9 protein-coding genes are annotated in these 12651 nt (G+C 66.8%); 4 read left to right on the top strand and 5 right to left on the bottom strand.

Features of this window, described 5'->3' with window-relative positions:
- Positions 1-14 precede the first annotated feature (14 nt).
- Positions 15-425 (top strand): gamma-glutamylcyclotransferase family protein, encoded by a 411-nt coding sequence (locus VKF82_12815; GenBank protein ID HME82938.1) that lies wholly within the window; start codon positions 15-17, stop codon positions 423-425.
- A gap of 22 nt (positions 426-447) precedes the next feature.
- Here the strand turns inward: VKF82_12815 and VKF82_12820 are convergent, their stop codons facing one another.
- Together VKF82_12820 and VKF82_12825 are read right to left on the bottom strand one after the other, a co-directional pair.
- Positions 448-1278 carry a methylated-DNA--[protein]-cysteine S-methyltransferase gene (locus VKF82_12820; GenBank protein HME82939.1) on the bottom strand — a complete coding sequence of 277 codons (831 nt, stop codon included), beginning with the start codon at positions 1276-1278 and terminating at the stop codon, positions 448-450.
- Between the two features lie 35 nt (positions 1279-1313).
- Positions 1314-2600: an NAD(P)/FAD-dependent oxidoreductase gene (locus tag VKF82_12825; GenBank protein ID HME82940.1), complete on the bottom strand. Its 1287-nt coding sequence runs from the start codon at positions 2598-2600 to the stop codon at positions 1314-1316.
- A 99-nt stretch (positions 2601-2699) separates the two neighbouring features.
- Here VKF82_12825 and VKF82_12830 point away from each other — a divergent pair, with 99 nt between their 5' ends.
- Positions 2700-5024 (top strand): alkaline phosphatase family protein, encoded by a 2325-nt coding sequence (locus VKF82_12830; protein HME82941.1) that lies wholly within the window; start codon positions 2700-2702, stop codon positions 5022-5024.
- Positions 5025-5033: 9 nt separating this feature from the next.
- Here VKF82_12830 and VKF82_12835 read toward each other — a convergent pair whose 3' ends face one another.
- Both VKF82_12835 and VKF82_12840 read right to left on the bottom strand, forming a co-directional pair.
- Positions 5034-6077: a cupin domain-containing protein gene (locus VKF82_12835; protein HME82942.1), complete on the bottom strand. Its 1044-nt coding sequence runs from the start codon at positions 6075-6077 to the stop codon at positions 5034-5036.
- A gap of 73 nt (positions 6078-6150) precedes the next feature.
- Positions 6151-7038 (bottom strand): hypothetical protein, encoded by an 888-nt coding sequence (locus VKF82_12840; protein ID HME82943.1) that lies wholly within the window; start codon positions 7036-7038, stop codon positions 6151-6153.
- A gap of 167 nt (positions 7039-7205) precedes the next feature.
- Here VKF82_12840 and VKF82_12845 point away from each other — a divergent pair, with 167 nt between their 5' ends.
- The gene (locus VKF82_12845) at positions 7206-10700 is read left to right on the top strand and encodes an SNF2-related protein (protein HME82944.1); all 3495 of its coding nucleotides are present in this window, start codon (positions 7206-7208) and stop codon (positions 10698-10700) included.
- Complete coding sequence (locus VKF82_12850) at positions 10701-12080, top strand: aminotransferase class I/II-fold pyridoxal phosphate-dependent enzyme (protein HME82945.1); 1380 nt, start codon at positions 10701-10703, stop codon at positions 12078-12080.
- On the opposite strand, the gene VKF82_12855 is transcribed toward VKF82_12850, so the two are convergent.
- Complete coding sequence (locus VKF82_12855; GenBank protein ID HME82946.1) at positions 12077-12556, bottom strand: hypothetical protein; 480 nt, start codon at positions 12554-12556, stop codon at positions 12077-12079. The two genes, VKF82_12850 and VKF82_12855, sit on opposite strands and share 4 nt — an antisense overlap.
- Between the last annotated feature and the right edge of the window lie 95 nt (positions 12557-12651).

Consider the following 12651-nt stretch of genomic DNA (forward strand, 5'->3'; position numbering starts at 1 on the left):
GGGAGGGTGCTTCCTTGGCTCAGGCACCGGATGTCGCGACCGATCGCGTCTTCGTCTACGGCTTGCTGAAACGCGGTTTCGGTTTGCATCACCACATGGCGCAGGGGACGTTCGTCGGCGATGCGACGGCCGCGGGGGCGCTCTACTCGCTCGGCGAGTATCCAGCCATGGTCGACGGTGAAGGCGCCGTACGCGGCGAGCTCTATCGCTTCGACGTCATAGCCGTCGCATTGGAGCTGCTCGACGAAGTCGAGGAGTACGATCCGCTCGATCCCGAGGGCAGCCCGTACCTTCGTGCAGTCAGGCCCATCACGCTGCGCTCGGACGGCGCGGTCGTGCCGGCGTGGTGCTATCTCTATAATCGAAGCGTCAAGGGCATGACGCGCATCGCGTCGGGCGAGTGGCGCGGCTCTAAGCCGTCGTGACGAGTTGCGCGAATGCGCCGGCTTAGGACGCGCGCTCTTGCGCCAGCAAGCGCTGCTTGCGCTTGGCGCCCCAACGATAGCCGCCGGCCGCGCCGTCGCCGCGCACCGCGCGATGACATGGGATGACCAGCGCGACCGGATTGGCCCCGCACGCCTGCCCGACCGCCCGCGCCGCCTTGGGCTCGCCGATCGCGGCCGCGATCTGACCGTACGTCCGCGTCTGGCCGTACGGGATGGCGCGCAGCGCTTCCCAGACGCGCCGCCGGAACGCCGTCGTTTGGATGTCGACCGGCAAGTCGAGATGCGGCCGCGCGCCTTTGAGGTATTGCACCACGGCCTCGACGTAACGTTTCAAATGGCCGCCGCCGCGCTGGATCTCGGCCGCCGGATACTCGTCGCGCAGCGCCCGCTCGAGACTGCGGTCGGATTCGCCCAAGCACACCGAGCTCACGCCGGCGTCGGTCGCGCCGACGAGCAGCCGCCCGAGCGGCGACTCGACGATGGTGTATCCGATGCGCATGCCACGGCCGCCGCGCCGGTACAGCGCCGGCGTCATGCCGAAATCGGCGCGCGCGCGCTCGTACACGCTGCGGCTCGAGCCGAAGCCGGCTTCGTAGATGGCGCGGCTCACGGCCTCGCCGTCGCGCAGACGGGACTTCAGCTTGGCCAGCCGCTGCTCTTGGCCGTACTGGCGAGGCGACACGCCCGCGATCCGTTTGAACGCGCGGTGCAAGCGCGCGGGCGGCACTCCTAATTCGCCGGCCAGCTGGCGCAGCGTCGGCATCGCTTCGAGGTCTGATTCGAGCACGCGGCACGCGCGCTGGACGACGGTCACATCGGTATCGTTGTTCATAGCGCCTTTATCATAGCCGCGCCGGCGATCCATTTCTATCCGCTTTTCCGCTCGGGCAGCTTGACCTGCACCGTGTCACGTGAGAACAGCAGATCGAGCGTCCAGTCGATAGCCACGCGGATCTTGCGCTCGAGCGTCGGGATGCGGAACAGGTAGTAGGTCCGCCACAGCCACCACGCCGGGAATCCGGAGATCTTCAGCCCGCCGAGCATCACCACGGCTTGGCGCTCTCCCAAATGCGCCATCTGGCCGACCGTCGTGTAGGCGAAGGGGCGCAACGGTTTGCCGTCGATCGCGGCCATCACGTTGCGGGCGACGTGCAAACCCTCGCGCAACGCGTGTTGGGCGGTCGGCGGATATGGCGCGCCGCCGCCGGGCGGCGTCACCACCGCGCTGTCGCCGACGCACCACACGCCCGGATAGCCAGGCACGGCGAGATCGGCGTCTACCGGCACGCGGCCGCGCTCGTTCGCGCATGGCAACCCCGCGACCAACGGGTTGGCCGACACGCCGCCTGCCCAGACGAAGACCTGGGTGTCCAGACGCGTGCCGTCGGCCAGCGTCACGCCGGCCGCATCTGCCGATTTCACGCCGACGCCCAGCCGGAACCGAACGCCGCGTTTCTCGAGCGCGCGCTGCGTCCACCGGCCCAGCTCATCGGACAGCTCGGGCAAGATGCTCGTTCGCACGTCGACGACGACGGTGGTGATCTCCGACGGCTTGACGTTCCGGTACATCTTCGCCGCGGTGCGCATGAACAGATCCAGCTCTGCAGCGGTCTCGATGCCGGCGAAACCGCCGCCCGCCACGACGAAGGTCAACAGCCGCTTGCGGACGTCCGGATCATCTTCGAGCTCGGCTTGCTCGAGCATGTCGATCGCCCGGTTGCGCAGCACCACCGCATCGGCCAGCGTTCGTATGGTGAGCGCATGCTCGGCGACGCCGGGCAGACCGAAGTAATTCGTCTCCCCGCCGACCGCGATGATGAGCTGGTCCCAGTCCACATCGTGCGGGTGTCCGTCGCCGTGCGTGATCGTCACGCGGTGCGCCGCCAGGTCGATCGAATCGATCTCGGCTTCGAGCACGCGCACGCGCGGCAGGATGCGGCGCAAGTTGACGACGATGTGATGCGTGTCGATGCTGCTGGTCGCCGCCTGCGGCAGCATGGGCGTGAACAAGAAGAAGTTCTCACGCGCGACGAGCGTGATGTCGACGTCGCTGCGATGGCGCACCGCCTTTTGCAACGCCATCGCGGCATAGACGCCGCCGAATCCTCCGCCGAGGATGACGATGCGCTGGACGGTGCGCGGCGTGTCGGGCATCGCAGTCCTCGTTCGCACGGCAGGCATCGTCCCCTGCGCCACAAAAAGCTAGCGCTCGAACGCTTGTTACTTTCGCACGGCGCTAACACGAGGTTTCCGATGGTTGTCCGCACGCAGCGCATCGGGCTCGCGGTTCTCGCGGTCGCCCTGCTCTGTTTCGCCTCACCGCCCCATGCGCCGCGCGCGGCCGATGTCACCGCGCTGCCCAATGGCTGGCGCGTGACGCCCTCGGGTTCATCGATCCTGCCTCTCGGCACGTTGCCGCTGCGCATCGTCCAGGACACGTCCGGGCGCTGGCTGGCCGTCTCCAACGCCGGCTTCGGCGACCTTTCGATCGCTATCGTCAGTCAGGACACCGGCAAGATCGTCGACCAGCGGCCCATCAACGGCACGTTTTACGGTCTTGCCTTCTCGCCGAACGGCGACGCGTTGTACGCCTCCACGGCGGCCGGCGGCGGCGTCGACCGGTTCAGCTTCGACGCCTCGACCGGAAAACTCGGCGACTCGACCTTCTACCGTCTAGGCGCCGGCAAGATCTGGATCAACGGACTCGCCCTCTCGCTGGACGGCTCGACCGTCTATGCCGCGGTTTCGGGCGCGAACAGCCTCGTCGCCGTCAATGCGCTGAGCGGCGCGACGATCTTCGCGACCGACGTGGGTAGCACGCCCTATGACGTGACGCTGTCGCCGAGCGGCGCGCGCATCTACGTGTCGGACTGGGGCGGCGCGTCGGTCAGCGTCGTCGACTCCGCGAACGGCGCGAAAGTCAGGACCATCGCCACCGATAGTCATCCGGGTGCGCTGCTGTTCGGCGCGGACGGGCGGACGCTGTACGTCGCCTGCGCCAACGATGACGTCGTCGACGTGATCGACACCGCGACGGACAAGCTGCGCGGCAAGATCGACGTCGCGCTGTATCCCGGTTCGCCGGAAGGCGCGACGCCCAGCTCGCTCGCGCTGTCGGCTGACGGACGCACGCTGTTCGTCGCCGACGCCGACTCGAACGCCGTCGTCGCGGTCGACATCACCGGCACGGCGCCGCTCGTCTACGGGGCGGTGCCGGTCGGCTGGTATCCGACCGGCATCGCCATGAGCAAAGACGGCAAGCGCCTGTACGCGCTTGACGGAAAAGGACTTTCGGGCCACGCCAACCCCGACGATCAGCACAGCTCGATCACGCCGGCCGCACAGCGCACGTCCACGAACTACGCGCCGAACACCGCGACCGGTGACATGGAGACGATCACGTCGCTGTCGCGCAGCGCGCTGGTCGGCGGCCTCGCGATCGCGCGCGCGAATTCGCCGTTCAAACCGTCGCCCGCTGCGCCGGGGGCGCTGCCGCCCTTCAAGCACGTCATCTACGTCATCAAAGAGAACCGCACGTATGACGAAGTGCTCGGCGACGACACGCGCGGCAACGGCCAGGCGTCGCTCGCCGTGTTCGGTCAGCGCGTCACGCCCAACATCCACCGCTTGGCGGACGAGTTCGTGCTGCTCGACGCCTTTGAGGGCGAGGGCACCGTCAGCGCCGACGGCCATGAGTGGGCCGACGGTGCATACGCCGATGACTTCGTCCAGCGCATGTGGCCCGCCGATTACGCCGGCCGCGCCGACGGCTTCTACGATTTCTCCGATCCGATCTTGCGGCCGAGCGCAGGCTACATCTGGGATGTCGCCGTCAAACACGGCGTCAGCGTCAGGCTCTACGGCGAAGGCGCGGTCGAGGCCAGCTCGCCGGCGCGCGGGGTGAACCCGTCTATCGATCCGCTGCTCGATACCGCCTACCGGCCCTTCGACCTGACGTACTCGGACCAGGATCGGATCGTCGAGTGGCTGCGCGAGTTCCGCCAGTTCGAGGCCGCGGGCGATCTGCCGCAGCTCGAATTGGTGTGGCTACCGAGCGATCACACGGCGGGCATGAAGGCGGGCTCGCGCACGCCGTATGCGATGATCGCCGACAACGACTACGCACTGGGCCGCATGGTGGAGGCGCTCAGCCACAGCCGTTACTGGAAGGACACGCTGCTCGTGAGCATCGAGGACGATGCCCAGGCGGGTCCCGATCACGTCAGCAACCAACGCGTCGAAGCGCTCGCCGTCAGCGCGTACGTCAATCGCGGGCAAGTGGACCACACCCACTACACGACATCAAGCGTGCTGCGCACGATCGAGCTCGTCTTCGGCTTGCCGCCGATGAGCCAGTTCGACGCCGGTGCCACACCGCTGAACGCGGTGTTCACCTCGACGCCGGATCTGCGCGTCTGGCGTGCGACGCAGCCGAACATCAGCATCACCGCGGTCAATCCGGCGGGCGGTCCGGGCGCGCAGGCATCTGCGAAGTTGGACCTGCGCTCGGCCGACGCGGCTGACCCGGCTGAGTTCAACCGGATCCTCGCGACCTACCTCAAAACCGTCCACATGTAGCGCTCGAATTTATTCGGCGTCGAGGTAATCCAGAGCGGGGTTGTCGCGCACGATCAGTCCGCCGAGTGAGTCGATCATCACTTTGTGGGAATCCGGATACTGGCAGACCTCTTGCGGATCGAAATTCCCGAGCAGGAGCAGCGTGCACGGCGCTGTCGACGTGTTCGCCAGCTGGTGTGTGCCGCTCGGTCCGGTCGGGAAGCAGATGAAATCGCCGCGCCGGCACTCGATGTCGCCGCGCGGCGTCCGGATGGTCGCCGCGCCGTCCCAGACCAAGAACATCTCCTCTTCGCGCGTGTGCAGATGCATCGGGCAGTAGCGCCCTCCCGGCTGCAGCGTCGCCATCCGGTAGCCGAGCTTGCGTGCGCCGATGTACAGGCCGATCTCGCGCTCGGCGGCTCCGAACCGCACGCCCTTCGGGCCGACCTCGTCGAACGTCTCTTCCGGCGCATCGTCGATGTTGATGCGGTTCACGTAGACGTCGGTGCGCGACTCGAGGTACGCGCCGATCACCGCGTCGGCGCCATGCAAGATGCAGGCTCCGTCGCCGACGAGCAGCGCGTCGAGCTGGAGCGCCCAGAGCTTGCGCAGCGACAGCACGGCCTTCTTGGCGTCGAGCAGTTTGTCGTCGGGCAGCAACCGCACGCTGCCGGCTGGATCGCCCCACAGACAGTCGCCGACGATCGCGGCGTTGGCGCGGCGCATGTACAGCGCGATCTCGCCCGGCGACTTCATCCCCTCGAGCTCGATGATGCGGATGCCGGGAAACGTCTTGTCGCCTTCCTGGAGCACGGCGTCGACCGGACCCGCGAGCAGCGGCGCATCCCGTTTGCTGGCGACGATCTTCGCGCCGAACAACCCGGCGAGGTCTCGCGCGCGGCGCTCGTGATCGCGATTGGTGATGATGATCCATGCGACGCCGCCGCGCTCGTGCATCTGTGCCTCGTCGTGCGGCGTCCACGCCAGCGGATCGACGACGACGTTCCCAGCGTCACGCTGCAAGAAGTAGGAATTGAAGAAGACGTTTCGATCCGGCTGCCAGACGGACCACATCGAAACGCCTTCTATCGCCAGTGGTTGCACGTGCGCAGCTTGCGCTGCGCCCGTCGCGCAATCCTCTGCTGACCTAGCCGCCCATCTGCGGCGGTTGGACTTGCGTGTAACCCGAGGGAACGTCGAAGAACGACGGGCTGTAGGGCTGCGTCTCGTATTTCGTCACTTCGTCGTGCGTCGTGATCTTGACACCGATGTCCAGCGTCGTGTCTTGTTTGAGCGCGAACCGGTCTTCCGTCCGCGCCTTCCCGCTGGCTTGCGCTTGGAAACTCCCCAGGCACGGATTCGCAGCCCCTTGGCCACCGTGAGACGACGGCGGCGGCTGCATGACCGGTATGACGGGACGCGCCACTGGGCACGAGAACGTGACCGGATTGGGGATATACCACTCGTCGTTGATCATGGTCAGCGTGACGTTGGGGCACTGGCCGTTCCCGTTCGCCGTGCCGGTGATCGTCTCCGTGATGTGGTGCGCCGTCATGCCGAGGATCTGCTGCGTGTTCGGATCGTTGACCGTATTGACGCTGATCGTCAGCCCGCCGGAACCCTCGATGGTGCTGGTGGGTGCGGGGTGCGGATTGGGGGTCGTCGAGTTCATCTGATGCTGGTACTGCTGCGCAGCCGCATTCATCTGCGCCTGGATCTGCGCGAACGTCATCGCGTAGTACGTCTTCGCATTATTGTCGAGATGGATGATGCGCTTGAGGTCGCATTGGATGATCTGGCTGGTATTGTCGGAGCTGTCCGTGCGCTCGCGCGACGGTCCGATGGTCGTCGTCTCGCTCGACGGCTTTGCGTGACCGAACATGCCGAGCATGCCCGGCAGTTTGGAGCTCGTCACCTTCGTGTATTGAAGCTGCGTCGGCGCGGGCGTCGCGGCGATCAGCGGTATCGCCGCCGCTGCGACGGCGATGACACCGGCGCACAACGCGAAGGACAGAAAACGCAATCGGCGCTGCATAGTGCAAATCCTCCATCAAATGCAAGTGTCGAAGTAGCACCCGAACTCGACGTCGCATGCGGCTTCGGTCAAATCGGGTTGCCGTCCTAGGCGGGAGGCTACGATGGCGCGGCGAATAGCAAACAAGTATGGCTGTCCGCGCTGCTAGCAAGTCTGCACAACCTGTCATGCTCCGTTTCGAGGAAGGCGTCGCTCCCGACCGAGGGGGTCCACCGCTTGGAGCCTGGCAAGCGAACATACCCACGCAAGCCTCCATCGAAGGCACGTTTCCGAAGACGATCATCGCCCAAGGATTAGCCGCATTTCAACGCGGCAAGGTGCGCAGCCTGAACTTGCGGCGCAACGACGTCGTAGGCACCGTCGCCGATACCGAGACGCACACCACCACGCTCACGCGCGACCCGTCGCGCCTGCCGCTCGGCATGCGCTGCAACTGCACGTGTCGCTACGGCTACGACTGCAAGCACGCGGTCGCCGCGCTGTACACGCTCATCGAGCTCTCCACGCGCGATACCGAGCCGCCGCCCCCCGCGCCGGCCACGCCGGTGACCGGCAACGGCCATGCGACGGCCGGCAACGGCAAGAGCACTGCGAACGGCGAGCAGCGCACGAACGGCTCCGCAAGCGTCGTCACGCCGGCCGCGCCCGAACTGCTCGATCTGCTCACCCCGCACCACGAGAGCGTGGTGCCGCGCAGGCGCCTGTGGATCGTCGCCGGCTTCGACGACCGGCTGGGCGTTTTTTACGCCCGGCTCTGTTTAGACGCGCCCAAGCTGCACGGCGTGCCGCGCACGCACGGCGATCTGCAGCAGCTGTATCGCACGACCCGCCAAGCGAATCTCACCGGCGAGGAGTGGGATCGCCACGATGCCGCGCTGCTTGCCGACGCGACGTTAGGCTCGATGTTCGGCACGCCAGCCGACTACGCGCTCGCCCGCGCGACGAGCGAGCAGACCAAAGCGCTGACCAACAATTTCGCGCAGCTGCTGCTGCGCTTGATCTCTCACCCGCGCGTCCGCTACGACGACCACTTGGGCGCCCACCCTGAAGCGATGCCGCCGGTCAAGATCGTGCTGGCTCCGTTGCACCTGCGGCTGTCCGGCACACGCGGCGAGCAGGGCGATCTCGATCTCTCGGGCGTCTTCGTGCGGCCCGACGGCACGACCGTCGACGTAGCCGCGGTGCGTCCGATCGACGGCACGCCCGCGTGGCTTTTCGATGGCGGCACGTTCTATCTGCACGACGGCAGCTTCAGCCTGCGCATCGTCGAGCGCCTATCGGCCTCGGGCAGCGTGCACATCGCGTCGGACGAGATCCCGTTGTTCTTAGAGCGCGCGCACGGATTCCTCGATCGCGGCACGGCTGGCGCGCTCATGGTCCTGCCCGACGATATGGCGCTTCAGACGCTGATGCGGCTGCGCTGGCAAGGCGACGGCATCACGGTCGAGCCATCGATAGAAGACGCGCGCAGCGGTGCGAACTGGCGCGTGACGCCGCAAGATTTCAATCCGCTGCAGCGCGTGGACAGCGGCAAGAAAGGCGCCGAGGCGCGCTATGCCTACTGCAATCCGGCGTTGGCGCAGCGCTTGCGCGCGCGCATCGAAGGCGCCGGCTGCGCACCTGCGCACGACGTGTACGAGAAGCTCGCGGCGCAGCGGCCTGACGAAACCGTGCCGCAGTACGACGAGACGAGCTGGCGCATCGAACCGGTCGACGCCGCGTATCAGTTCGGCACCGAGACGCTGCCCGCGTGGCGCGCGGACTACCAGCTCGACATGGACGACACGGTCAAGTCGCTGGTCGAAGGACCAAAGGTCCTACAAGTATCGGTCACGGTCGACGGCGACGAGAAACCGGCGCAAAAGGCCAAAGGGGCGAAGGGCGCCGCGAGCCTCTTCGGTCCGATCGATTGGCTCGAGATATCGGTCGAGCTGCTGCTCGACGGACAAAAGCTCACGGCAGACGACATCAAAGCGCTGTGGCAGAGCACGGGGCGCTACCACCGTCTCTCGGATGGCCAATTCATCGACTTATCCTCGTTCGCGCTGCTGCGCGAAGCGACCGGCGGATTCGGCGGCGGCCTCGAGCGCGGCGGCAAGACGCGGCTCACCGCGGCGCAGATGCTTTCGGTCTACGACGATCTCGCCAAAGCGTGCGGCGACTCCGAGCTTCCCGAGCAGCTGCGCGCGTTGCGCGAAGCGGTGCGCGGCTTCTCCGGCATCGAGGAGTGCGAGCCGCCCAAACATCTCGCCAAGATCTTGCGCCCCTATCAGCGCCGCGGCCTCGATTTCCTGGCCTATCTCGGGCACTACGCGTTCGGCGGCATCTTGGCCGACGACATGGGACTCGGCAAGACGCTGCAAGTGCTGGCGTACCTCGAGCGCGAGCGGCAGCGGCGCGGCAGCGCGCCCAGCCTCATCGTCTGCCCGACGTCGGTGACGCACACCTGGGTCGGCGAAGTCGCTCGTTTCACCCCGCAGCTCAAGGTGCAGCTGCTGTCCGCCGGGGCCGGACGCGAAGACGTCTACGCCGCCGCCGCCGACTACGATCTGCTGGTCACGTCGTACGCGCTGGCGCGGCGCGATGCGGAGAGCCTCGCGAAGATCACGTTCCGCACCGTCGTGCTCGACGAAGCGCAGCAGATCAAGAACCCCCAGGCGAAGATCTCGCAGGTCATCAAGTCGCTCAACGCCGAGCAGCGGCTCGCGCTCACCGGCACCCCGATCGAGAACTCGGTGCTCGACCTATGGTCGATCATGGATTTCGTCATGCCTGGGCTGCTCGGCAACGAAAGCCACTTCCGCGCCACGTTCGAAACGCCGATCATGCGCGACGGCGACGTGGAGAAGCAGCAGCGTCTGGCCAAGCGCGTCCAGCCGTTCATGATCAGGCGGCTCAAGACGCAGGTCGCGGCGGATCTGCCGTCGCGCACCGAGCAGACGATCGAGTGCGAGATGACGCCGTCGCAGCGCAAGGCGTACAAAGAAGTCGTGCTGCGCGCGCGGCGCGAGATCATGCGCGAAGTCGACGAGCACGGCATCGGCCGCGCCCAGCTTTCCATTCTCGCCGCTCTCACGAAGCTGCGCCAGATCTGCAATCATCCGGGCCTCGTCGGCGAGCACTGGCGCGAGGACGAGGATGCGTCGGGCAAGTTCACCGCCTTCACCGAGCTGGTCGATTCGATCGTCGATTCCGGCCACCGCGTGCTCGTGTTCTCTTCGTTCACCGAGATGCTCGGCATCATGCGCGAGGCGTTCGACGCACGCAACCGCGCGTACGCGTACCTGGACGGCTCGACCAAGAATCGCGCCAAGGTGCTTGAGGACTTCAAACGCGAGGACGGTCCGCCGGTCTTCTTGATGAGCCTCAAGGCGGGCGGCGTCGGGCTCACCGTGACCGAAGCGGATTATGTCGTGCTCTACGATCCGTGGTGGAACCCGGCGATCGAGCGCCAGGCCATCGATCGCACGCATCGCATCGGTCAGACCAAGCCTGTGACGGCATACCGGCTGGTGACGATCGGCTCGGTCGAGCAGAAGATCCAAGCACTCCAACAACGCAAGCAGGCGCTTGCCGATTCGGTCATCTCAAGCGACGCGGCCTTCGCCAAGAGCTTGACGCGCGAAGACCTAGACGAGCTCTTCTCCGCCGTCACCGACTAGTTGGACGACTCGGACCTTCGCCGGCTGCTCGCGCGCGGACTCGATGGGATCGCGGCGTGGGAGCGGCGCTGGCGAGCGATCGAACCGGACGCCACGCTTGCGGTCGAGCCGGGGGCAGCCGACGCGGCGATCGACGAGCTGCTCGAGCGGCTTCACGACAACTATCCCTTCTTCCATCCCGACTACGCCGGCCAGATGCTCAAGCCGCCGCATCCCGTCGCGCTGGCGGCCTATCTCACCGCGGCGCGCATCAACCCGAACAACCACGCGCTTGACGGCGGACCCGCCACTGCGGCGCTCGAGCGTGAAGCGGTCGCGAACCTCGCGCAGATGTTCGGCTACGACCGGCATCTGGGGCACCTCACCAGCTCGGGCACGATCGCGAATCTCGAGGCGCTGTGGGCGGCGTCGCGGTTGCACCCAGGCAAACGCATCGCGTTTTCGAGCGAGGCTCACTACACGCATGCCAGGATGTGCGAGCTTCTCGGCGTTCAGACCTCGGTGCTTCCGGTCGACGCCCGCGGCAAGCTCGACGTGCGCGCCTTGGAGGACGCAGACGCCATGCGCGACGTCGGCACGATCGTCGTCAGCGCAGGCACTACGTCGAGCGGGGCGATCGATCCGATCGACACCGTGACGCGCCGCGCCCGCGAGCGCGGTTGGCGCGTCCATGCCGACGCCGCGTATGGAGGCTTCTTCACGCTCATCGCCGGGGAGGCGGCGGCGAAGATGGATCCTGCGCCCTGGGCGGCGTTGGCGCACTGCGATTCGATCGTCGTCGACCCGCACAAGCACGGGCTGCAGCCGTATGGCTGCGGCTGCGTGCTCTTCGCAGACCCGGCGGTCGGCGCGCTCTACAAGCACGATTCACCTTATACGTACTTCACATCGGACGAGCTGCAACTGGGCGAGATCAGCTTGGAATGCTCGCGCGCAGGTGCGAGCGCTGCCGCCCTGTGGACGACGCTGCGCGTGCTGCCGCTGCACGCGCGCGATGGGCTGGGCCCCGAACTGTTGCGCTGTCGCAGCGCCGCATCGGCCGCGGTCGAGCGCGCGCAACGCGGCGGCCTGCTCGCCCCGGTGATCGCGCCTGAACTCGACATCGTGACGCTCGCGCCGCTGCGTCGCGGCGAACGCGCGGCCGCAAGCGCGATCTCCGAGCGGACCGAAAAGCTCTTCGCCGCCACGCTGCGCGATCGGCGGCGGCCTTTCTACATCGCCAAGTGGCGCGTGAGCGCGATGCTGGGACGAAAGGCGTTACCGGCGGTCCAGTGGGATGCCGACGAGTGCGCGGTCATCCGCTGCGTGCTCATGAAGCCGGAGCACGCGACCGTCGTAGACGATCTCGTCAGCGCGCTCGAGCGCTGGCCGGACCTCTAGCGCACGGCAAGCTTCTCGCAGGGCCTGACGACGACGGTTCCGGTCGTGCCCGCGCTCGCCGTCGCGAGCGCGTCGACCGCCGACACCTGATAGCGGAGCACCCCGCTGCCGCCGCGCAAGTACGCGAACGCCTCGGCGCCGACGTCGATGCTGCCCATATACGTGAGGCTCGCGACCTGCGCCATGCTTGCCCTCAAGATGGTGGATTCCGGCAGTTGCGGATCTGAGCTGACGTAATCGTAGCGCGCGGTCACGCGCAGGCTATACGCCGACACGAATTGGCTGCGGATCGTGAGGACCGTCGGCAGCGCGGCGCCGCAGTCGCCGTAATACACGACCTGCGGGAGCGCCACGCCCGCCACGTATGTGGGCGCTGACGACGCCGGCATTCCATCGGAGGCGAGGCACGGCGCAGCGGCAGCCGTCATCAAGCACGCTGCCGTCACCACTCGAATAAGGCGACTCGGCATAATCATGCCACAATCTCCTTAACCCTGCCTTAAACTTGTTGGCGCTCGGCAAACGGGTCCCTCTCGGCCCTAGGCGCCACGCCAACAACGGCACCCCAACG

The sequence above is a fragment of the Candidatus Eremiobacteraceae bacterium genome (assembly GCA_035314825.1).
Classification (GTDB): domain Bacteria; phylum Vulcanimicrobiota; class Vulcanimicrobiia; order Eremiobacterales; family Eremiobacteraceae; genus JAFAHD01.

Coding starts and splice junctions, on each gene's coding strand:
- VKF82_12820 (HME82939.1), bottom strand. CDS start 1,278: ATGAACAACGATACCGATGTGACCGTCGTCCAGCGCGCGTGCCGCGTG.
- VKF82_12825 (HME82940.1), bottom strand. CDS start 2,600: ATGCCCGACACGCCGCGCACCGTCCAGCGCATCGTCATCCTCGGCGGA.
- VKF82_12830 (HME82941.1), top strand. CDS start 2,700: ATGGTTGTCCGCACGCAGCGCATCGGGCTCGCGGTTCTCGCGGTCGCC.
- VKF82_12835 (HME82942.1), bottom strand. CDS start 6,077: ATGTGGTCCGTCTGGCAGCCGGATCGAAACGTCTTCTTCAATTCCTAC.
- VKF82_12840 (HME82943.1), bottom strand. CDS start 7,038: ATGCAGCGCCGATTGCGTTTTCTGTCCTTCGCGTTGTGCGCCGGTGTC.
- VKF82_12845 (HME82944.1), top strand. CDS start 7,206: ATGCTCCGTTTCGAGGAAGGCGTCGCTCCCGACCGAGGGGGTCCACCG.
- VKF82_12855 (HME82946.1), bottom strand. CDS start 12,556: ATGATTATGCCGAGTCGCCTTATTCGAGTGGTGACGGCAGCGTGCTTG.